This is a genomic window from Wolbachia endosymbiont of Wuchereria bancrofti (assembly GCF_002204235.2).
Classification (GTDB): Bacteria; Pseudomonadota; Alphaproteobacteria; order Rickettsiales; family Anaplasmataceae; genus Wolbachia.
This window is the reverse complement of sequence record NZ_NJBR02000057.1, coordinates 1-22,541: the sequence shown is the minus strand read 5'-3', so window position 1 is coordinate 22,541 and position 22,541 is coordinate 1. Positions and strand designations below refer to the sequence as shown.

Sequence of the window (22,541 nt, the reverse complement as noted above, 5' to 3'; positions counted from 1 at the left end):
AACAGAAGAGTTTGAAAATTGGGAAAAAAGGTCTGCGACATCAATGAAGACTGTGGGTGGACAAAAATTAGTCTACTTAGCAATAAGCGCTATGCGATGATAAAAGAAAATATTCATGAATATCAAAACAGAGTAGAGATAGTAAGATTACTATGAAAACAGATGAGTCTGTTATAATGAGAATAAAAAAGTACAGTAAAGAATGGTGCTTGCTATCCTCCTCAAAACGCAAAGCTTGGGTACAAAAAAAGCATATATATGGGGATTGATTAGGTTGAAAAAGGATCTTGACTGGCAGTAATTTCTGAATCTTCTGTAGCATGCTCCTCTTATGAAGTAGAAGGTTCTTCACACCCAGGAAGGTACTCTCCTGTACAGAGTATTACATTGCCCACAGAAACTTCTTAACGTCTCTTCAGCAGATGAATTTAAAATTTGTATAATAGACTTTTCACTTTGTTCTTCTGGTGATTGATCAATCCTAAAAATCAACTCAGAAAACCCGCTATCTTCTTTTTCAGCTTCACTTTTTATTTTACTTTCTATATTTGCAATGTTACCTTGGTAGATTTCCTCTTTTGTTATATTGAATGAACTTGCAATACCTTGATACTTGATCTTGCAATCGCCACTACCAACTATACAAAGAGTAATAGAGTCAGATAGCTCACTTGCAGCCTGCTTATGTATGGCGTAAGCCAAATAATTATCATGGTATTCACGTTAAATTGTTGTTCTATTAACTTAGAAATTTTGCTTTTTAGAGACACAAAGTACCCCTCCTTACTAGCCACACTTCTTCGTAAGAAAACAGCAATTAAACCTAAAAAACAAGCTTATACGTGCTTTATTTTAATTAATTATTAAAGCAAGAGGTAGAATTTATACCTTTCAGGTATTTTGCTACAATTCAGAATCTTTTGGCTATAGCCCTAATAATTTCTTTTTGATTTCTTCCTTTATCTCCCTAGTTATACCTGGATAAAGTTTTTCAATTAAATTGCTAACACTAACATTACTATCTTGGTCCACAAGAGCATTAATCATTTCTTCCACTTCTTTATCATCAATCTGTACAGATTTAATAATAACATAACCAGGAGAGCCTCTGCCATAGGTTTGATTAATGTAATCAATACAGCCACCTGCACCAGGATTACTGCTCTTAAAACCACTGCTACACTTTACCGTTTCATACTTGATTTTACTATCTTTTATATATGCTACTTGATTGTCTTCAGTAAAATTTTTATCTGTTACTATTGTTGGATTTCCTAATATCTCTAAATTACCTAAATTATTATGGATCTTTGTCTTCTTATACTCCTTTTCACCGTACATCCTATATTTACCACCACCCGCAACAGTAATCAAATCTTTACAGTTTGCTTTTGAAGAGTCTTTGCACATTTTTATGAAAGTTGGCCCACCATCCTTATTGGATATATGACTTGTGAGTCCACCACCCCCCTCTGTAGCTTGAGCTCTAATTATAGGATATTCAGGATCAATTTTCAATTGAACTTTGATATAATCTCCTGGCATTCCTGGTCTAGTTTCCATAGAGTGAGCTGCATTTTTTACATGACCTGCTTCACCACCTCCCCATGCTTCTATTTCAATATAACCGTATTTTGATAAATCACCTGTATAGTTATTATCACCTAAAAAGGTATAAGGTTGCGGCAAGTTTTTATTTTTCAGCCGTTTGTTTATTGTATCCAGCACCTCCTTCTTCACACTCTTCAAGTCAAGCTTACATAATTTATCAGCGTAAAAGACCTCTGTTCTGTCTACCTTAATTGGTCGATCTTTTAATTGTGTGCACTTCTGTACTTCATTTTTTTCGTTTCTCAATGTTTTGCCATTTTTGTCTTGACAATCCACTTCCTCATATCTTAAGTAAAATGGGCTACCATCTTTTTTATTTAAATATTGTTCTAAATCTGTCAATCTATATACTACTTTCAGTCCTTTATTAGATGCAAATGCTTTATCTACCTCATCATTTTTTTCTACACAGTAACTACACTTTTCCTTCCCCTGTTTATTTTCGTCAGGGAAGAAAACATACCCTTGCTTGTTGAATATCATTTTGTCCAACTGTTTTTGAGGTCTTTTTAATAGGTCAATTATTTCTTTTTCCTTGCTTGGAAGATAATAGAACTGATTTGATTCCTTTGAATAAACAGCATTGTATTTAATATACCTCGCTCCTATTGATTTTAGCGATATTATCTCACCATCTCTCTCAAGAACAAACTCTTCTGGCTCTGGTTTCCAGCCAGAAAGGCAAAGCATTTTACCATTAGAATTTTCTTGATCCTTTACTCTCATATATCTCACTTCCATCTTTGGTCGCCCCATATTATCCAATTCCCACTTAGTAGATCCAATTTCACTGTTTTCCGTGGAATTTGTTATACTGTAGCTCTTACCATTAGGAAACTGGATCCCAATATTAGGAGTAAGCCCATATTTCTCTAAAACTTCAAACTGAGGATTCTTTCTTAATATACCTTCTATAATATCAGTGATATTACCTTCATTATTATTACTATTAGTTGTTTTTTTTACTACCCTCGGTTTGACTACTTTCAAAGATAGAGGGCCAATGTTTGTTGAAGAACCAGTATTAACGTAGAAAGCACTTGCACTCATTTTCATTTTTACCTCCAGTGTATTTTCATCTACTATCTCTACTCTTTCAGGTTCTGGAAGAGGTGGGGCCGGAAAACAGCTGACAGACTGAAGATTTTCTTTATTCATATTTTGAGTTCCATAATATTCAGCACAGAGCTGATCCTTTTTTCTATAGGTCTTGAAGTAATAGGTAGTACCCTTACCATCTTCAACCTCGTGTGAAGTTCTTTGGAAATCCAATTCTTTTTTTTCTAATTTACCAATGATTACCCCAACTCTTGGGTTAAAGTAATCATTGTCGTTATTTGTTATAGGGACAATTTTAACCTGTGGAAGTAACATTCCAAGTTGTTCACAGAATGGAGGTGGACCAGGTGCAAGTGGTATAGGAGCACACTTTATCTTTTGCTTTCCTTCACTCCATGATGAACAAGTATCACAAGCTTTTCCCATATTCCCTAGATGGAAAATGTTTTCTCCTGAAAATACTCTAGCACCCCATGAAGGAATTCCGGACATACAAGACCCTTTTTGACTGCAAGCGCATATTTTAGGAGAATTAGAAAATTTTACTTTCTCTTCATCAGTAACATTATCTGCCCATTCCCATTTAAGGCCCTTCGCAATTCCTTCTTTGATCTTTTCACTGTTATCTGTCTTAATCGTTCCATCAGCTAATATTCTATCTCCTTCCCAATCGATAAAAACCGCAGCAGAAACTCCAGCACCTGTACTTTGTGTTCCATATATCTGGCGGCAGGATGTTCCACTAGGTAATATATAACAATTATTTTTTCCTTCGTAATCACAGACTTGAATCTTTGGGTCAAAATAACCATCAGTTCCTTGGTCTTTTACCTGCCTTACTGTAATGTATTGGTATAATCTTTCATCAACCTGAAAACTTCCAGCAGTACCAAAACTAAAAATTTTTATAAAACCCTCTAAAGCTTTTTTACCTCCAGCTTCAAATGCAGTATTACTCTCTACAAAAGGCGGGCAATCAGCATATCCTTGGCATGAGAGATAAAATGTCAAAAAGAATATCAATAAAAAATTAAGTTTTACACTTTCCATAGAACACTGGTAACCACTTATTCACCTCTTCTCCTTTTTCTTTTATTGCTTCATACATATACTTTATAGTCTCTTTGTTAGCTGAGAGCACATGTATTTCTTGTATATTTTTCAAATCTAAATTTAAAGTTACTAATCCTTTATACTGTTTTATCAAAAATAAACCTTCTTGAGTTGGTGTTTGCAAAATTATATTCAGCTCCTCTTTCGATAGGGAAAATGCTTTCATATACAACCTATTTGCATTGACGTTCGGCATCAAAATTCTTGTATCAACATGCTTATCCAAATATTGAGTAAATTCGCTAGCAAATGCTAGGTTTAAGTTCTCAGTACTCAGAATTACCACAACGTTTAATTCTGTCATCCTTTGCATCCAATTATCGAATCCTTCCTCTGTAGGGAAAATACTACTTATCTCCCATGCTTCATCCAAAACGAGTATTGCAGGTGAGCCATCACATTGTGCTTCAAAAGAGTATAAAAAATAGTAAAGTATCACGGACATACATTCTTTGTGCTTTGTGAGGTTTGCAGTGTTGAGAGATATAGTCTTTATTTCCCAGTCAATATCTGATTCATCACTATCCTGAAATAAGTAAGCAAACTCACCATCACCACACCATTTACTTATCTTACCTTTCAAGAGCAAGAGCACCTCAGAAATTCGCGAAATAGAACGAGATCCTCTAGGTATAGCAAATATAGAATCTACAACTTTTTTTATCTTTTCTTTTATACCTACCGAACTAGTATCGGCCACCATTCTTTTGATCAGTTCAACCAGCATACTACGGTTGGAAGCACTATCTTCAACGTTTAATGGGTTAAATTTTAGGCTTTTATTTTTATATTTCGGATCGATTATATAATACTTACCACTCACTGCTTTGGTAAAGATTATTGATTTTCCGGTGTTATCTAATATGATAATTTTAGGATTAAATTTTCTTGACTCTGATAATAGAAAATTAATCAATGAGGTCCTACCCGAATTCGGAGCTCCAAGTATCGTAGTGTGACCATTGTTTTTCTTTCCATGAAAATTAAAGAAGTAAGGACTTCCCTTTTTTGAAAAAAAGACTGTTACTGCTTCTTTCCACCTTCCACCTTTTAATGTACCTGACGTAAAATCATGTAGCATAGCAAAACTGCAAGCATATTTTGCTAATATATTTTTCGGTTGTGTAACAAAAGCAAAATTACCTGGAAGTTGTGCCCAAAAATGATTTTCCATATGAAGGTCGGTCCTGAACATCATCAAACCAATTAACGACATCACGGAGGAGAAACTACTAATATTTTCGGCCAATTTATTCCTATCATCTGCAAAAATTGTAAAAATAATTTTCTGTTGGCAAAAGTCAATAGTAGAAGTTCTTTCAAGTTCTATTATTTCTTTTATTTCTGAATTCCTAAGTAAGGTATTATCTTCACTGACTTGCAGCATATTAATTTGTTTTTTAAATTCTTTTATCGCTTTGTTATTACTAGTAAATATTATTATTTCTGTAATAATGAGCTCAGAGTCAAGTTGTAAGCACCTGTCTATATTCCCCAGGGGAATTTCCCGATATTCCTTTATGCAAAAAATAGAACCAAACTTCTGCTGATTTTCAAATACTGTTTGAAACGTGTTAAAACCAAAAGCTATCTTTAAATTTTTAATATGTTGCGATAGATCCCTTTCACATACTGGATGATCTTTGTGCGTTAATGTAACAATATAGTGGAGAAACTCTATCATTTCAGAATACATTTTATCCCCATTAAACCTCAGAGCCAGCTTTTTGGCCCCGAAAGGTTCTAAGTCACTTTGAATTAAGTCAGCTACCCTCTGTAATTTCCGATGGTTTTCTTGTAAAGACAGCCTATGCTTATTTCTTATCCCACCAAAAAAAAATGAATTATTACTATGCTTATCAAAATCGCTAACCAATATTACAATGTATAACTCGTTTATATATTGTAATTTACTATTAGTGAGTTTATCAAGCCACGTTGAGTGTAGCTTATCAGAAAAGTCTCCAGTTTTATTCCATTTCAAACTCAGTTTATTGCGCTTCCTAACAGTATGAATCCAAACAGTAAAATATAGGCTATCAATATTTTTTGATATGCTTTTTCTAATCTCAGTTCTAAGGTCGCTGTAGTTATCAGCAGAGGAGTAATCTTCTAATTTTATTATCTTTAACAACTCCCCCTGTTTTGTCAGTATAGTTTCTTCATCGTAATGACAAGCATAAGGAATAAAATCTAAATCAATACTCTCTAATAATGCTAAGTTGTTCTTTTTTTCAAATTTAGGATTAATTGTTGGTGTTTTTGCCTGCATACAATATCATGCTTACCTAATAAAGATAACTCTACAAGTGATAATTAATTTTTATCTTTTTTTTACTATCGGGTTGCACTTTTACAAAGTTAAATTTTTCTTTCAAGTAATCCGTTGTCTTTCCTATGCTACCTAACATCATAACCAGTACACCAAACATTATCATAAAAAAGATCAGGCCCCTAAACACTATTGCAAGTACCACTGCAGCTATACATAGTCCTATGATTGTTGAAGGACTCATATTTTCTACAGTACCTTTTACTGAAAATGAAGAAACAAAATTTTTTACCGTTTCTTGTACATCCTTTAACTCATCGCCCACCGAACCTGCTTCGCTAGAATACGATGAAAAAATAAAGCTTAACAGGGCTATAAAAATCAAAATTTTATTCAATTGAATGTGCATCAACCAAATACCTTCCAAACATCTTCTGATTATAATAACCTTCATATCAACAGGCAAGGGCTGAATTTACTTATTCACTATAAGTAACATATGCTTAATTTTTACCACCTTAAACATGCAGTAGGCTTCTTTCATTATTAATAACAGGGCTCGAATCGGTGTACATTAATTCACTTGAAGGAGGGAGAGTTAAATACCATACAGCTACTGCTGCTGTAGTAAACACTACAGCTATAACAGACAATCCTAGAAACAATGTTCTCGATTTTGTTACTACTGCCCCAACAAAACACCCAATTGCTAAAAGAGCACAACCTGTTGTAAATGTACCGTAAAGTTCTCTGTTACTGAGTTGTTCTTTAGGTAGAATATTTTCACCTTTTTTTTCATTCATAGGAAGTTTCTGCATGGTAGTATCTTTTACGTTCTTTTTCTTTTCAGGATGTTGTACTGGACTTATCTTACTGACCGGGTTTTTGTTTTCTTGCACCTGCAGCTCTTCTTTTGTAGTCTGGCCTAGCTTCATTCGGTTCTCATCTTCTTCTTTTTGTAGATTGTTATCTTCTTCAGCAGAGCTTAATATTGAGCTTACATTGCTCCTTCCACTACCTACTGGTGACTCTAAACCATCTTCACTTAATCCAGGCAAACCTACTCCACTATCTGCACCACTACCACTATTGAGTTTAGAAGCATTTGTTTCTGGTTCTAAAGTATCCATTTTTGTAGGTAATTTTTCTCCAAAATTAAATTGACTATCATCTCTTAGATTAGATAAGCTTCTCCAACGTTTTAGACTTGTTTCTTCACATGTATTACCTGATTCTGAATTTTCAGCAGTGCAACTAAGGGTATTGTCTGCCCCATTTGCAGACCGTTCATTTGTTTCTGCATTAGAATGACTCTCATTACTGTTCTTGCTAACAGCATCTGAAGTTATTAATTTCTTAATTATTTGTTCTATTTTTATTTTTTCTATTAGGTTTAGTTCTTTTGATTTTATTATTTCTCTTTTCAACGCTGGAAGAAAGTGTTGGATATAATTATTATAATATTTCTCTTGTTCTATCAGTAATTCTCCTAATTTAGTTAATACCTCAGGACTAGCTCCTTTCTTGAACAACTTTTTGCATTTCCTGGGAGTCTTGTCTTGTCCACTCTCTTGATTTTCTCGATAAATTTCTTCTGTTACTCTTTTTTTTATAACTTTGCACAATTCTTCTGTTTTTGATGCTGAATAACACTTTACCCTTTCCAAGGCTCGTGAACTCTTAGTAGAATTGTCAAAAGAGTTGTAAGGATTACTCCCTGTTAAATTAAAAATTATTGCTACATTATCATCCACAGTATTCCTTCATATATAACAAAATGTATAGATACTTTTTCAGCGTTAATTTTACATTAAAATTGGACAATTATATCCTACCGTAGGGAATCATGGCAACTTGTCTACTGGTTAACTACTTGCTTTGCTAATGATTAGGTCTCCTACTTTTACAGATTTACTTTCAATATAATTGCTTGCCTGTTGAATTAAAATATCTATCACTTCTTTTACAGGCTTTTCCTTATCGACCATACCAACACTTTGACCAGCCATTAAAGATCCCGTTTCGACATCTCCTTCAATCACTGCTCCTCTTAAGGCTCCAGCCCAAAATTTCTCTATCTCAAGCTGTCCATCTTCTTTCGAGATCTGTCCCTTGTGATATTTATCAATAATTTCTCTTTGGTACTGCATAAAATCATCACTTGCTTTATTGGCTATGGCTCTTACTGGAATAACAGGAAAATCAGCACTTATCTGTATAGAAGATACTGCATCACGTGCAGCTGATTTAATAAATACTTCCTTAAAATTCTTGTGGGCAATCGATTCATTAGTGCAAACAAATAATGTGCCTATTTGACAGCCACTTGCTCCCATCTCTAGGTAATTCACTATCATTTCTCCCCTTCCTATTCCACCTGCAACAAACACTGGTACTTGCTCATCTTTAAAATAAGGTAATATCTCTTGCGAAAGAACAGAAGTGCTGACTGGACCTATGTGCCCACCTGCTTCCATTCCCTCTATTATTAACGCATCTACCCCCATTTTTACTAACCTCCTTGCAAGGCTCAATGATGGTGCAAAACACATAACTTCAATACCCACATTTTTGATTTTTTCTATATTAGGCTTTACCGGTAGCCCGCCAGCAAGAACTATATGGCTCACTTTTGCTTCAATACATACATCTATCAGCTCACTCAAGTTTGGGTGCATAGTAATTAGATTTACACCAAATGGCTTGTTGGTTAACTTCTGTGTCTCTATAATTTCTTTTTCCAGTAAGTCTGAAGACATCGCACCACATGCAATTACACCAAAGCCACCAGCGTTTGAGATTGCTGAAACCAAATTCCTCTCTGAAACCCAGCTCATAGCACCACCCATTATTGCAAACTTACTACCAAGAAAATTTGTTCCTTTTTTCCAGAGGCTACTCAACATACAATCTATATAATGCGCTTAAGAATGTTTTGTTTATCTATAAATATGTGCTTTAAAGCACCAAGTATATGTAAGATTATAAAAAACACCATAAAGTATGCAAGTATCGAGTGTAGCAAATTAGCTGCATTCGCTAGATCTTTGTCTTTATTAATCAACAAAGGAACATGAAAAAGATACTTGATCTTTATGCTAGAGGCAGAAGACATGACATAACCAGACAATGGCATCAATATCATTAAAGAATATAAAATAAAGTGTACTGTTTTACTTACATTAATTACAAATTGAGAAAAACTTGCTGGAAATGTCGGATCACAAGTAAAAACACGAAAAAATATGCGTAATATGATTAATCCAAGAACATTAACCCCGCAAGCCTTGTGAATAGTGTATATGCTGAATTTAATTTCATTACTAACCGGCAAGCTTTTCATGTAAAACCCAGAGCAAAGCATACCAACAATAAAAACAGCCATTAACCAATGAATAATCCTTAACCCTAAGTTATATTTACTGTTTCCCATTTGATTAATCTAAAATAGAACCCACATGTAGAACTTATATAGTAGAAAAACTATTTTTCAATCAAAACTATTTGTACAAAATCTTGCTGCATTAATCAACATTTGTGCAACTGTTGTACATGATGCATAACTATACAAACACTGCAATTTGAAAGACCATATAGCCCATAAAAATGTAAAAACTACTTGACAAACTTCGCTAGCTTACTTTGTTATAGCACTGAAGGTATTTAGTTATCTTCAATCTGTACAGATTAAATGACGAAGTATCACATAGCTGGTATCTTATGTTTAATTTTTTGCACTATATGTACCTTATGTCCTCACAACATTTCCAGGTTTTTACCTATATAAGCTGAAACTCGCTTATAAAGCGTTTAAGACAGTATAGTATGCCAATTTGCAGGATTAGAGAGTAAAGGCCATCTAATATGGGGTTTCTTTTGCCTTTTTTTTCATTGGTAAATTTCTTAAAATTTATAACTGAAGATTAGTTGCAATGCATGAAACCAATTTGTTGTGCGAATTATCTTATAAAGTAAATGTTCATACAATTGTTGTGGGTGATATCTGGATGGTACAACCATGAAAATTATCTTAATACTATAAGGTTCGTAAGTCGGTATTTAAATTTACCTCTCCTATTTAGCCAATTCCTATTAAAATTATGAAAAATAATTCTGGCTTTTATAAAAACTATATATGTATATCAATCTTGCGATCACAGTACTGGTAGGTGGGTAGAAAGGTGTGTCACATGTGACAATTTGTTAAAGAAATAGTGATAAAAACAGACACAAGAAATATATCTATACCAATTTCAATAAAGGCATGATCGGATAGTGAAACTATTACCTCGGACCATTTTTTAACAGGAATAGAAGAATCAGATAGAGTTTTTGGTGGGAGTATTGTTCAAGGTACAAGCATTTTTGATTGGTAGTGAACCTGACATTGGGAAATCTACCCTTTTGTTTAGAACTGAGCCAATGTTACACAATTTTAATCCTTCGAATGTCTTTATATATCTGGTAAGGAATCTCTAGAGCAAGTGAGCCTAGAACAAAGCGTCTTAGGATAAATGTGAACCGAAAATCAAGCTCTTATCTACAATATCTTTAGCTGATGTAGTAGTGACAATAAAAGAAAACAAAAGCATTAGATTTTTAATAATTGATTCCATACAAACAATGTATGGTAGTAAAATTACATCAGCACTAAGCACTGTAAATCAGGTACGTACTTGTGTTCATGAATTAACCGTTCCTGTAAAACAATACGGTATTTACCTTTTAATAGTTGGCCATATAACCAAGGGCAGACAAATAGCAGGACCAAAAACTTTGGAACATATGGTGGACATAGTACTATATTTTGAGGGTGAAAACAGCAATCAATACCGTATTTTGCATACTATAAAAATAGATTTGGCCCTACAAATGAAGTGGTATTTTGAAATGTCTGAAGCTGGATTATTACCTATTGAAAACCTATCATCGTTATTTCTAGCAGGTAATACTGACGATAGAGAAGTTGTTGACAGTGCTGTATTTGTAGGAATTGAGGATTCCAGACCGATTTTGATGGAAGTTCAAGTGTTTAACAGCGGAATAAACATGGAAAATCCAAGAAGAGCAGTAATTGGATGAAATATCAACCGATTGGCTATTACCATTGCAGTGCTAAATGCTCGTTGCAAAATGTTTCTGCATAAAAAAGAAGTGTATCTGAACATTGTATGAGGATTGAAAATACAAGAACCATCGGTTGATCTTGCCGTTGCTGACTCTCTTATTTCAAGCATAGTAAGTTTACTGCTGCCAACTTCTTTAATAATTTGCAGTGAAGTCGCACTTTTAGGTAAGATTAGACATATCCCATACGCTGATCTGAAGCTAAAGAAGCAAAAAAAAATTAGGATTTCAAAAAGCAATTATGCCTCAAAATGGCAATTACTCTTCCCACGATATCGAAATAATTAAGCTTAGCCACATAAAGGAATTAAAGGAGATCTTTAATCACAGCTAAATAGCGCTTTAGCAAATTCTTTACTAGTGAACTCCCTCAAGTCCTCTATACTCTCACCAATTCCTATAGCGTGTAACTTTACTCTATAAGTTTCTGCAAGCCCAATCACCACTCCTCCCTTAGCAGTACCATCTAGCTTTGTTATAATTAATCCTGTAACACTAACCATTTTACTAAATGCCTCTAATTGGCTATAAGCATTTTGACCGGTAGTCGCATCAAGAACCAAAATAACATCATGAGGAGCAGTGCCATCCAATTTCTTTATCGTTCTATATATCTTTGATAACTCCTCCATAAGATTAACATTATTTTGTAGCCTGCCTGCTGTATCAATCAGAACAACATCTATTCTATCTTTTACAGCTTGACTTACAGCTCTATATGCCACACTTGCAGAATCGTTGCCATACTCTCCAGTAACAATAAAGCAATCAGAACGTTCTGCCCAGATGTTTAACTGTTCACTAGCAGCAGCCCTAAACGTGTCACACGCAACTAGCATGACGGATTTTCCCATATTCTTATATTTATACGCAAGCTTACCTATAGTTGTAGTTTTACCATTACCATTTACTCCGCATACCATTATTATATGTGGTTTTTTGTCTAAAATTAGTGGTTGCACAACAGGGTTTAATATCGCTTCTATTTCGTTCATTAGCTGCTGCGTGATAATATTATGCTCAACTTCTTTATCAAATTTGATGCTTGCGAGCCTATCAATAATCAACTTGGAAGTTTTATGACCAATATCCATGCTAATGAGCAGTTCCTCTAATTCATCCAAAAGCGATTGATCTAATTTTTTTTTGGCAGAAAAAATACTTTTCACTCCACCACTGAAGCGAGAAGAAGTTTTTAACAAGCCTCTATAAAGGTTACTAAATAAACTCAAGGGAATACTCCTTTTAAAATTACAATATAAAGAATGACATGCACTACGTGTACTTGTAAAGTTAAATACAACGTTTTACGTGCATTCTTAAAGTAAAATGCACGCGCAACTAGTATTTTCACTTTAATTTTTAACCTAAATATGTTATAATACAGGATGGTGATTTACAGGTAATCTTATGAGTTATAATGAGAAGATTTTGGACCATTATGAAAATCCAAGGAATGTTGGTTCTTTGGACAAAAATGATCCGAGTGTTGGTACTGGTTTGGTTGGTGCACCATCATGCGGTGATGTGATGAAATTGCAAATAAAGGTCAATGATAAAGGTGTTATTGAAGATGCGAAATTTAAAACTTTTGGTTGTGGTTCTGCTATTGCCTCAAGCTCTTTACTAACAGAAATGATCAAAGGCAAAACTATTGAAGATGTAACAAAGATAAAGAATACCCAAATAGTGGAAGAGTTATCTTTGCCCCCAGTGAAGGTACACTGCTCGGTACTTGCTGAAGACGCTATAAAAGCCGCTATTCATGATTATCAAAGTAAACATAGTAAAAATGAAAGCTAAGAAGTTATGAGTGAATATCAAGGAGTAAATACTGTAAAGAAAGATAGAAAACCTATCACTATAACTGCAAATGCAGTGGAGAGGATAAGATATTTATTGGATCAAAAACAGCATACTAACCTTGAGAGATCAGAAGAAGCAATAGGAATAAGAGTCCTAATTAAACAAAAAGGATGTTCTGGTTTAAAATACGATATTGAATATGCGTACGATATACACCTTTTAGAGTCAGTAATTGAAGAAAGCTGTAGTGATGGTCAAAAAGTTAAAGTGTTGATCGATCCAAGATCTATCATGTTTATTCTCGGCTCTGAAATGGATTATGTAGAAGAAAAATTCTCATCGGGTTTTGTCTTCAAAAATCCTAATGAGAAAGGAAAATGTGGTTGTGGGGAGAGTTTTCATGTCTAGCAATTATTTCGCATTGTTTAAAATTGAACCAGCTTTTAACATCAGCTTTGATGAGCTAGAGAAAAAATATATTGAGCTAAGCAAAACTGATATAAATGAAAGACAGTCCCAAAACATGGAAAATATCAACAAAGCTTATCAGGTGCTAAAGTCACCTCTAAAACGTGCGGAGCATTTGCTGAACCTTTTCGGTGTAAGAAGCCAAGAGGATCAACATAACTTTGAGATATTAAATGAATCAATGGAAATAAGAGAATACTTACTGGATTGCAACAATCTGCAATTTGCAAGTGGTATGATTGATGAAAAAATAAAAGATTGCATTAAAAATCTAACTAATAATTTTGCCGTAAAAAATTTTGATGAAGTGGCAATGCAAGTTTTGAGATTGAAATACTTATATAAGTCATTTGAAGAGATAAAAAATGCGACCAATTCAAATTTCTGAACCAAATTCAAATGAAGTAGTTTTTGGTATAGACCTTGGTACTACCAACTCTTTAATTGCCGTGGTAAATAAAGCTGGCAACGTGGAGATATTTAAAGATGATCAGGGAAGAGAGTTACTGCCTTCTGTTATTTCATATGAAAATAACACATTAAAAACCGGCTATGATGTTGGCCAAAACGCTATCTATCCCATAAAACGCCTGATGGGTAAAAGTGTTGAAGACTTAAATAAAGAAGGTATCAATCTTGAAATAGATAATGAAAGTGAGAAAATTATTAGGGTAAAATGCTCGGAGGATAAGTATCTCACTCCTATTGAGATTTCTGCTGAAATATTAAAAGCTTTGTGCGAAAGAGTAAAAAAGTCCACAGGGATGGAAGTAAGAAAAGCGGTGATTACTGTTCCAGCTTACTTTGATGATTCAGCACGTAATGCAACAAAATATGCAGCAAAATTAGCTGGCATAGAGGTTCTTCGTCTCATTAATGAGCCAACCGCAGCAGCACTTTCTTATTCCATTGCAAAGAACAATAACAGTGGAATATATGCAGTTTACGACCTTGGCGGTGGAACATTTGATATTTCGATATTGAAATTACACCAAGGAGTGTTTCAAGTTCTTGCAGTTGGTGGTGACACCAAACTTGGTGGTGATGACTTTGATCACCTTCTAAGTATGATTATATTGGATAAATACAGAAAGAAAGTAGGTAAAGATCTCAATTCTCCTAAGCATTTATTTACAAAATCACGATCTATAAAGGAGCACTTAAGCAAAAACATTTCTAGCACTTTTGAATTCAACATTAATGGTGAATTGTTTAAATGCAAAATTACAAAAGAAGAATTCGAACAAACAATTAGTTCCTTAGTTAATAAGACTATTAATATAGTCACTCATACTATAAGCAACATAGATCTTAAAATTGACGACATAAAAGGAGTAATTTTAGTTGGTGGTGCAACTAGAGTACCACTAGTTCAAAGTTCACTAGTCAAACTTTTTGGCAATAAAGTGCTAAACGATGTAGATCCGGATAAAGCAGTTGCTATTGGAGCAGCTTTGCAGGCTCATTATTTAACTTCAAACTCAAAAGATAGAAATGTTCTTCTGGATGTTTTACCTTTATCACTTGGCATAGAAACTATGGGAGGAATAGTTGAAAAAATCATACCAAGAAATACACCACTACCAGTTTCAGAAATAAGAGAGTTTACAACCTACATTGATGGACAGACAGCAATAAAAATCCACGTTTGTCAGGGAGAACGTGAAATTATAGAGGATAACAAATCTCTAGCGCAGTTTGAACTAAAAGGTATACCGCAACTGCCTGCAGGTTCTGCAAGAGTTGAAATAGAATTCATAGTTAATGTTGACGGAATATTAACTGTTACTGCAAGAGAAAAAACTACTGGAATCGAGCAGACAGTTGAAATAAATTCAAGCTTTGGCTTAAGTGAAGCCGATATTCAAGACATGGTTAACCAGTCAATAAACAACTTTGATGAAGATATGAAAGCTCGTTCCCTTGCAGAAGCTAAAATTAATGGGAATAAGCTCATACATTTGGTTGAAAGCAATGATAATTTTTCCACTGATAAAAATCTGAAAAATCTGTTACAAAACACAAAAAACGCCTTACAAGGAAATGACTTGAATGAAATTAATAATGCTATCACTGAGCTGGAAAGCTCCTCTTTAGAGTTATGTGAATCAACAAACAAGTAGAGTTATGCAACCTTGTGCAATATCCTGTCTAATCTGAGGGCAATAGGTATTCTGAAGTTAAAAGGCAACCAATCGACCTTCCCTAATTTAAACGATAAACCCACTATGCTTACACGCCCAATTATGTTTTCCATTGGTACAAAGCCAACTTCAGGAAACCTACTATCCAAAGAATTATTTCTATTGTCCCCCATAACAAAAAATTGATTGTTAGGTACATAATAAACCGGAGTACCATATGATAGCTTATTAGAAACGTTATCTATCAAAATCTCATGTTCCTTGCCACTAGGAAGCGCTTCTATATACCTTGGTATGTTATGGCTTGACTCATAATCAAAAAAACTTTCAATTTGCTTTCGTTCCACTTTTTGATCATTTAAATATAATTCTCCCTCTATCATTTGCACTTTGTCGCCTGGTGTTCCTATTACTCGCTTAACAAATCTGATATTATCGTTTCGTGTAGGCTTAAAAACTATTATATCACCACGTTTTGGAGGAGTATAAAAAATCCTGCCGTTAAAAATATCTGGAGAAAACGGAAAGGAGTATTTACTGTAGCCGTACGAATATTTACTAGTAAAAATGTAATCCCCTTCGAGCAGAGTGCTCTTCATTGAACCGGAAGGTATATGGAATGGCTCAAATAAAAAACTACGTATTGACAATGCAATCAGTAGTAAGAAAAACAATGAAGATAAAAATTTTCCTGTTCTTACTACCTGGTTTTTTCTCGGTTCTTTCAATTCTTCTAACTTTGTTTTTCTGATAAATTGAGTTTATTATAATACATAAATTAATAAAGTAGTAATGTAAAATTTCATTTGTAAATGTTACCTCGCTTCCAAAACTGCTTTGTAAAATATTAACTGCTGGAACCATTTCAGTGCCAGCCACTTAGATGGCAATGCAAAAGTTCAACGTGTAAATCTGCTACAAAACTTTGATTTTTAGCGAATCTATCGACTATTAAAAAATATACAAGAAGCTTTATAAAAACCAACGTAATTTCGCCATAAAAATATTATTCTTAAGTCCTGTATAAAAGCAAATTTTAGCACTGAGTGAATCTTTTTTAATTAATTATGAATTGGGTAACTTAGAAGATAAATTTTATTTACTTTTACAATATCTTAAGATCTAATGTCACTTTATCGGTCAGAAGTATCAGAAGGATTGCAACTTAGACTAATATGTTCTTTACTCTTTTTCTTAAAATATTACCTGTTTACATTACAATACTCATTGGTTATTTTGCAGGAAAATATCTCAAGATTGACAGAAATACTATATCTCAAATACTCTTTTATATAGCCAATCCAATAGTGATCTTATATGGGGTCTCTCATATAGAGGTCAACTTTCAGATAATCTCTCTACCGATTTTAACATGGTTCATAGGTAGTACTATGTCCTTATCAGTGTATTACTTTTCTTCTTTTTTATTTAAGGACAATACAAGGAACATATTGGCATTTAGCTCAGGCAGCACAAGTATGGGTTATTTTGGTCTACCAATTGCCATGGCTTTATTTGATGAGGATTCAGTATCTGTATACGTTGTCTGTTATATAGGAATGGCACTGTTCGAAAATAGTTTAGGATTCTACATAGCTGCGAATGGTATCTATACTGCAAAAGAGTGCATGCTAAAGTTGTTTAGAATTCCCTCATCCTATGCGATGATCCTAGGCTTTCTTTTAAGTATATCTGGTATGCAAATACCTAACTTTTTAATGGATATTATGGTAAATATCAGAGGTACATTTGCTACGCTGGGAATGATGCTACTTGGAGTGAGCATTACAAAAATTGCAAGCTTTAAAGTAGATTGGAAACTTGCTTTAATCACTATTACAGCAAAATACGTACTCTGGCCATTGTTTGTCTTAGGAATTGTCCTTCTAGATAAACATTTTACAGGTATATACGATGAAAATATATATAAAGCATTAATGTTGCTGGCCGTTATTCCAGTTTCTGGATCAAGCATAATGCTTGCTAATATTCTAAACTTTCAACCAGATAAAGCTACTTTATTACTGCTAATTAGTATTACGGTAGGATTATTTTATGTTCCACTAATAATATCACTATTTTTCGCTAAACTTGTTCCTCTTTAAGATTAGAAACTTAAGCGGCGCAGTATTAGAATACTTGCTACTTGTTGAGAGATCTTATACTAAACTAGCTATTCAACTTGATTATACTACTGCAATTTCGCTCTATCACACCTGCTACATTTAACATTCCAGCTTCATCATAATAGTTTCCGATTACTTGTAAAGCAAGTGGTAAACCCTCATTGGAAAGCCCAACAGGAACAGAAATAGCAGGTAGACCAGCTAAACTTGCCGGCACAGTAAAGACATCATTAATGCACATAATTAGTGGGTCTGGCTTTTCATTCAAGCCAAAAGCTTCTGTTGGAGCAGATGGAACAAGTATATAATCTATTTTTTCAAATGCTTTTATAAAATCATTTCTAATTAACGCCCTAATAAACTGCGCTTTTTCATAGTACTCATTGTAGTGACCCGAAGAGAGTGCGTAAGCGCCAATTAAGATTCTTCTTTTTACCTCTTTTCCAAAACCTTCCGCTCTCGTTAGTGAATATATTTCTTCAAGGATATCAGCATCAACCCTGAGTCCATAGCGCACACCATCATAACGAGCAAGATTAAACGAAGCTTCAGCAGAACAAATTAAATAATAGACTGGTATTGCATATTTAGTATGAGGTAAGGTAATATCAACAACTTCAGCACCATTTTCTTCTAAAACAGAAGAAACTTTTTCCCAATGATAGATGATTTCTTCTGAAATTCCATCCATTCTATATTCTTTTGGTATACCAATGCGCTTACCTTTGATATCACCACTCATAAAATTAGAAAATCTAGGTACTGGTCTTTCACTCGATGTTGAATCTTTGTTATCATAACCACAAATCGTTTCCAACATTAGTGCTGAATCAGAAACGGAACGAGTAATGACCCCTGCTTGGTCCAAAGAACTTGCAAATGCGATCATGCCAAAACGTGAGCATCTTCCATAAGTTTGTTTTGCTCCAACCACCCCACAATAAGCTGCTGGTTGACGCACAGATCCACCAGTATCACTTCCGAGTGCTCCAGCACATAAGAATCCAGCTACTGATGCTGCGGATCCACCAGATGATCCACCAGGTACAACCTTTTCCCCATCACTTTTTCTAACCCATACATTTTCAACAGGACCAAAATAGCTATTTATGTTTGCAGAGCCCATAGCAAATTCATCCATGTTAAGTTTACCCAGCATGGCTGCTCCACTTTTTAAAAGCAAGTCAGATACTGTAGATTCGTAAGTTGGAACAAAATTTTCTAGCATTTTTGAACATGCTGTCGTTTTTACTCCTTTCGTACAGAACAAATCTTTAACACCAACTGGTATACCCATGAGCGGTGAGATCGTACCATCCTTTTGTTGGGAAAAACGCTCATCCGCAGTTTTTGCAGCTTTTATTGCTATTTCCGGAGTTTTCGTTATGAATGCATTTAGTTTCTCATTTTCTACTGCATTGATATGCACTTCAACAAGTTCAACAACAGAAAAATTTCTCTGTTTAAGTCCATCATGCATCTGGGCAATACTTAGCTTCCTCAATTCATTCATTAATATTCAATTTTTAGCAAAACATTAATTATAACAACAATAAGATAAAAGATCTATACATTTATAGTAAGAAATGATTAGTATATCTGGAACATTTAGGCTTATTTAAATAGGTTTATGATTGATATACCTTAAATTATCGTTCCAGTACACATCTGTATGAATATTGTATTCGCAGGTGATAGGTACATCATGTGAGTAGTTAGCACTGCTTCCTACTCAGTCCACGTGTTGCTTTAGGTTATAAAATATTTAAGAAACTTATCAAATGAGAAAAAAGGTAAAAAACCTCTGGAGCAGTTAGTTACTAACTCTTCATTTTAAAAACTTGACATTAGTAATGTCTTAAACGCTTTTTAAGCGCATTTCAGCTTGTATAAGTAAGAACCTAGATTTTATAAAAACATATAGTGCACATAATACACCAAATATAAGATCTTCTTGTCACTTTAATCTGCAAAAGATTGAGAAGTTATATAAAACAGCTCCAACTATCATATAAGAGAGCTGGCAAAGTGTGTCAAGTAATTTTTTGCATTTCTATAAGCTACTTGAACCCTGGTTTATCAAATCAAAACGTTCGCACAGTTGCACATAGCGCTGGAACCTAAACATTAAGCTATAGGCTGCTTGCTTTTAGTAATCTTAAACTTAAATATCAACATCATATACGTTGAGTGCATTGTTATTGATAAAATCACGGCGTGGTTCAACTATATCACCCATCAGCACTGAGAATATAGAATCAGCTTCTTCACAGTCTTTTATTTCAACTTTTAGCAAAGTCCTGGTTTCGGGGTTGAGTATAGTATCCCACAGCTGATCTGCGTTCATCTCACCAAGACCTTTAAATCTCTGCAAAGTTAAACCTTTTTTACCATAGTCCATCACTATTTTTGCAAGTGCACTAGGAGACCTTATTTTTATTTCAGTTTCTTGCGACTTCAAAAACGAATCACCATTAAATAAGTCAATTACATCATCAAGAGAGCTCAATATATTTCGTATTTCTTTGCTGTCAAGCATACTAAGTGGAAGTACATATTTATCTGCCAATCCTTGAAATAATTTAGAAATGTGAACTTCTCTTTCTTCATTTTTTATTTCTACTTCCCAATTATATTCACTATATATTAACTTTAAATATTTTAATATCTCATTAGCAGATGATAGGACATTCTTTTTGCTTAAAATTAGTAGCGACTCCAATAGATTTTGCGGTATTCCCCTGGAATAATTTTTGCTAATATTTGAAATATTAAGACATTTGCTCAAGATAAAGCGTAAACCCTTGCCTGTACTGTTTAATGTTAACCTTTTAACTGCCAAGTTAACTATATACTTCTCAAAAGTCTCGTCATCTTTAATATAAGTATCTTTAGCATTTTTTGTAACCTTATAAAGAGGTGGCTGCGCTATGTATAAATAGCCCCTTTCAATCACCTCACGCATATACCGGAAAAAGAAAGTTAGAATCAAAGTTCTTATATGTGAACCATCAACGTCTGCATCTGTCATAATGATGATTTTGTGATATCTAGTTTTTTCAATGTCAAAGTGTTCACTTCCTATTCCCGCACCAATTGCAGTGATTAAAGAACCTATTTCTGCAGATGAAAAAATACGATCTAAACTTACACGTTCCACGTTTAGAATTTTCCCCCTTAAGGCAAGTACTGCTTGTGTTTTACGGTTACGCCCCTGCTTCGCAGTACCACCTGCAGAATTACCCTCTACTATAAATAATTCCGATAACTCAGGAACCTTTTCCTGACAATCAGCAAGCTTTCCAGGTAGAGTAGAAATATCAATACTGTTTTTATTTTTAACTAACTCCCTTGCTTTTCTCGCAGCTTCTCTTCCTTTAGCTGACCTAATTACTCTTTCCACTATACTTGCTGCCAACTTTGGATCAGTCTCAAGTACTGTACTCAATTTATCAGAAACTATGCTCTCCACAACTGTGCGCGCTTCAGAACTGACTAACTTGTCTTTTGTCTGTGAAGAGAACTTAGGATCAGGCATTTTGAGAGACAAAACACAAGTTAACCCTTCTCTAACATCTTCTCCAGTCAAGCTCACTTTTGCTTTCTTTAAAAACCCCTCGTCAGTTGCATAGTTAATTGATACATCTTGTTAATGCGGACCTAAACCCTGCCAAATGTGTACCACCATCCCGTTGTCTTATATTATTTGTAAAGCATAACATATGCTCGTAGTAGGAGTCATTCCACTCCATTGATATTTCTATGCTGATACCAAGATCATCTGCATCACCCTTCATGCTGGTAATTTTGGTAACATGCGTTTTATTCTTGTCTAAGTACCGCACGAAATTTGCTGTGCCAAAATTATCTTTAGATTGTTTACTATCGTTAAAGTGAGACTCTATATACGGTTTGTTACGCAAGTCACGCAAAGTGATGTTGATATTTGAATTTAAAAAAGCTAATTCTCTGATACGATTTTCAAGAGTGGAGTAACTAAAATCAATACTACTAAAAGTCTCCGTTGACGGCATAAATGTTACTCTAGTCCCTCTTTTGTTTGTGTTCTTATTCACTATCTTCAAAGGCTCAATAGACTCACCATCTTCAAAGCGCATAAAGTGTTCTTTCCTATTGCGCCAAATAGTTAATTCCAGCCAGCTTGACAATGCATTTACAACTGAGATTCCAACACCATGTAATCCGCCAGAAACCTTGTAGGTATTGCTGTCAAATTTACCACCTGCGTGTAATTGGGTCATTATTACCTCTGCTGCTGATATTCCTTCTTCGTGAATATCAGTTGGAATGCCACGACCATTATCGGTTACAGATACTGAGCCATCTTCATTTATGCTAACCTCAATTTTGTCACAATATCCAGCTAAAGACTCATCTATCGCATTATCAACAACCTCATATACCATATGATGCAAACCAGACCCATCATCAGTATCCCCAATGTACATACCTGGACGCTTCCTTACAGCATCAAGACCTCTTAAGATTTTTATTGCATCAGCGTTATAGTTACTTTCCATGAAACCGTTTTATTTATAAATATTAATTAATATTATATTAATATATACTGATTAGCAACATCTTTAAACTATGAGGAAAGCTTTGGTTATGATACACAATTGTACGGACATTGCAATTTGATAAATCAAGGTTAAAAAATAGCTCATAAAATGCAAAGCCCACTTTACAGACCTTAAGAACCCCTTATATGGGGATGTTTTAGGCCTAAAATTTATCTTTAATCTTTATTTAAGTGACAAAAGCACATTATTAAACTAGGTGTGTTATGTTTAA

Annotated in this window: 17 protein-coding genes and 1 pseudogene; 7 read left to right on the top strand and 11 right to left on the bottom strand. The window is 34.3% G+C overall.

Going from position 1 to position 22,541, the window contains the following annotated elements:
- Positions 1 to 18: 18 nt before the first annotated feature.
- Entirely contained in the window at positions 19 to 156 is a 138-nt protein-coding gene (locus tag CCY16_RS05555; RefSeq protein ID WP_179946041.1) for a hypothetical protein, read from the top strand.
- 192 nt (positions 157 to 348) lie between these two features.
- Here CCY16_RS05555 and CCY16_RS03145 read toward each other — a convergent pair whose 3' ends face one another.
- The 7 genes from CCY16_RS03145 to CCY16_RS03115 all read right to left on the bottom strand — a co-directional run bounded on the left by CCY16_RS03145 (position 349) and on the right by CCY16_RS03115 (position 9,488).
- Positions 349 to 702 (bottom strand): WBM0748 family T4SS-associated protein, encoded by a 354-nt coding sequence (locus CCY16_RS03145; protein ID WP_245800749.1) that lies wholly within the window; start codon positions 700 to 702, stop codon positions 349 to 351.
- 222 nt (positions 703 to 924) lie between these two features.
- Positions 925 to 3,720, bottom strand: coding sequence for a hypothetical protein (locus CCY16_RS03140; RefSeq protein ID WP_088414888.1), 2,796 nt, complete (start codon positions 3,718 to 3,720; stop codon positions 925 to 927).
- Positions 3,701 to 6,055 (bottom strand): VirB4 family type IV secretion/conjugal transfer ATPase, encoded by a 2,355-nt coding sequence (locus CCY16_RS03135; RefSeq protein WP_088414887.1) that lies wholly within the window; start codon positions 6,053 to 6,055, stop codon positions 3,701 to 3,703. The genes CCY16_RS03140 and CCY16_RS03135 overlap by 20 nt, the downstream gene beginning before the upstream one ends.
- A 31-nt stretch (positions 6,056 to 6,086) precedes the next feature.
- Positions 6,087 to 6,464, bottom strand: a complete 378-nt coding sequence (locus CCY16_RS03130) for a hypothetical protein (protein WP_088414890.1) — start codon at positions 6,462 to 6,464, stop codon at positions 6,087 to 6,089.
- A 109-nt stretch (positions 6,465 to 6,573) separates the two neighbouring features.
- Entirely contained in the window at positions 6,574 to 7,809 is a 1,236-nt protein-coding gene (locus tag CCY16_RS03125) for a hypothetical protein (RefSeq protein ID WP_088414885.1), read from the bottom strand.
- Between the two features lie 111 nt (positions 7,810 to 7,920).
- On the bottom strand, positions 7,921 to 8,961 hold the full coding sequence (locus CCY16_RS03120) for an NAD(P)H-dependent flavin oxidoreductase (RefSeq protein ID WP_088414883.1): 1,041 nt from the start codon (positions 8,959 to 8,961) through the stop codon (positions 7,921 to 7,923).
- A gap of 5 nt (positions 8,962 to 8,966) precedes the next feature.
- On the bottom strand, positions 8,967 to 9,488 hold the full coding sequence (locus CCY16_RS03115) for a cytochrome b (protein WP_088414881.1): 522 nt from the start codon (positions 9,486 to 9,488) through the stop codon (positions 8,967 to 8,969).
- Positions 9,489 to 10,621: 1,133 nt separating this feature from the next.
- On the opposite strand from CCY16_RS03115, the gene CCY16_RS07025 reads away from it, so the two are divergent.
- A complete protein-coding gene (locus tag CCY16_RS07025; protein ID WP_245800748.1) occupies positions 10,622 to 11,137 on the top strand; it encodes a DNA repair protein RadA family protein in 516 nt (171 codons plus the stop codon).
- Between the two features lie 365 nt (positions 11,138 to 11,502).
- Here CCY16_RS07025 and ftsY read toward each other — a convergent pair whose 3' ends face one another.
- Positions 11,503 to 12,414 carry a signal recognition particle-docking protein FtsY gene (gene ftsY, locus CCY16_RS03105; protein ID WP_088414879.1) on the bottom strand — a complete coding sequence of 304 codons (912 nt, stop codon included), beginning with the start codon at positions 12,412 to 12,414 and terminating at the stop codon, positions 11,503 to 11,505.
- Between the two features lie 178 nt (positions 12,415 to 12,592).
- On the opposite strand from ftsY, the gene iscU reads away from it, so the two are divergent.
- From iscU to hscA, 4 genes are read left to right on the top strand one after another with little or no spacing between them, the layout of a single operon-like run.
- Entirely contained in the window at positions 12,593 to 12,985 is a 393-nt protein-coding gene (gene iscU, locus CCY16_RS03100) for a Fe-S cluster assembly scaffold IscU (protein ID WP_011256953.1), read from the top strand.
- A 6-nt stretch (positions 12,986 to 12,991) separates the two neighbouring features.
- Positions 12,992 to 13,396 carry a HesB/IscA family protein gene (locus CCY16_RS03095; protein WP_088414877.1) on the top strand — a complete coding sequence of 135 codons (405 nt, stop codon included), beginning with the start codon at positions 12,992 to 12,994 and terminating at the stop codon, positions 13,394 to 13,396.
- Complete coding sequence (locus CCY16_RS03090) at positions 13,389 to 13,844, top strand: iron-sulfur cluster co-chaperone HscB C-terminal domain-containing protein (RefSeq protein ID WP_088414875.1); 456 nt, start codon at positions 13,389 to 13,391, stop codon at positions 13,842 to 13,844. The genes CCY16_RS03095 and CCY16_RS03090 overlap by 8 nt, the downstream gene beginning before the upstream one ends.
- Entirely contained in the window at positions 13,822 to 15,579 is a 1,758-nt protein-coding gene (gene hscA / locus CCY16_RS03085) for a Fe-S protein assembly chaperone HscA (RefSeq protein WP_088414873.1), read from the top strand. The genes CCY16_RS03090 and hscA overlap by 23 nt, the downstream gene beginning before the upstream one ends.
- Positions 15,580 to 15,581: 2 nt before the next feature.
- On the opposite strand, the gene lepB is transcribed toward hscA, so the two are convergent.
- On the bottom strand, positions 15,582 to 16,328 hold the full coding sequence (gene lepB, locus CCY16_RS03080; protein ID WP_088414871.1) for a signal peptidase I: 747 nt from the start codon (positions 16,326 to 16,328) through the stop codon (positions 15,582 to 15,584).
- A gap of 447 nt (positions 16,329 to 16,775) precedes the next feature.
- Here lepB and CCY16_RS03075 point away from each other — a divergent pair, with 447 nt between their 5' ends.
- On the top strand, positions 16,776 to 17,705 hold the full coding sequence (locus CCY16_RS03075) for an AEC family transporter (RefSeq protein WP_088414869.1): 930 nt from the start codon (positions 16,776 to 16,778) through the stop codon (positions 17,703 to 17,705).
- A gap of 64 nt (positions 17,706 to 17,769) precedes the next feature.
- On the opposite strand, the gene gatA is transcribed toward CCY16_RS03075, so the two are convergent.
- Together gatA and gyrB are read right to left on the bottom strand one after the other, a co-directional pair.
- Positions 17,770 to 19,239 carry an Asp-tRNA(Asn)/Glu-tRNA(Gln) amidotransferase subunit GatA gene (gene gatA, locus CCY16_RS03070; RefSeq protein ID WP_088414867.1) on the bottom strand — a complete coding sequence of 490 codons (1,470 nt, stop codon included), beginning with the start codon at positions 19,237 to 19,239 and terminating at the stop codon, positions 17,770 to 17,772.
- Positions 19,240 to 19,890: 651 nt separating this feature from the next.
- Positions 19,891 to 22,267 (bottom strand): annotated as a pseudogene (gene gyrB, locus CCY16_RS03065) (DNA topoisomerase (ATP-hydrolyzing) subunit B).
- Between the last annotated feature and the right edge of the window lie 274 nt (positions 22,268 to 22,541).

Bases quoted from the DNA above. Each gene is read 5' to 3' on its own strand.
- gatA (WP_088414867.1), bottom strand. From the start codon at position 19,239: ATGAATGAATTGAGGAAGCTAAGTATTGCCCAGATGCATGATGGACTT.
- CCY16_RS03075 (WP_088414869.1), top strand. From the start codon at position 16,776: ATGTTCTTTACTCTTTTTCTTAAAATATTACCTGTTTACATTACAATA.
- CCY16_RS03135 (WP_088414887.1), bottom strand. From the start codon at position 6,055: ATGCAGGCAAAAACACCAACAATTAATCCTAAATTTGAAAAAAAGAAC.
- CCY16_RS03090 (WP_088414875.1), top strand. From the start codon at position 13,389: ATGTCTAGCAATTATTTCGCATTGTTTAAAATTGAACCAGCTTTTAAC.
- iscU (WP_011256953.1), top strand. From the start codon at position 12,593: ATGAGTTATAATGAGAAGATTTTGGACCATTATGAAAATCCAAGGAAT.
- CCY16_RS03130 (WP_088414890.1), bottom strand. From the start codon at position 6,464: ATGCACATTCAATTGAATAAAATTTTGATTTTTATAGCCCTGTTAAGC.
- CCY16_RS03115 (WP_088414881.1), bottom strand. From the start codon at position 9,488: ATGGGAAACAGTAAATATAACTTAGGGTTAAGGATTATTCATTGGTTA.
- CCY16_RS03140 (WP_088414888.1), bottom strand. From the start codon at position 3,720: ATGGAAAGTGTAAAACTTAATTTTTTATTGATATTCTTTTTGACATTT.
- CCY16_RS03095 (WP_088414877.1), top strand. From the start codon at position 12,992: ATGAGTGAATATCAAGGAGTAAATACTGTAAAGAAAGATAGAAAACCT.
- hscA (WP_088414873.1), top strand. From the start codon at position 13,822: ATGCGACCAATTCAAATTTCTGAACCAAATTCAAATGAAGTAGTTTTT.
- CCY16_RS03120 (WP_088414883.1), bottom strand. From the start codon at position 8,961: ATGTTGAGTAGCCTCTGGAAAAAAGGAACAAATTTTCTTGGTAGTAAG.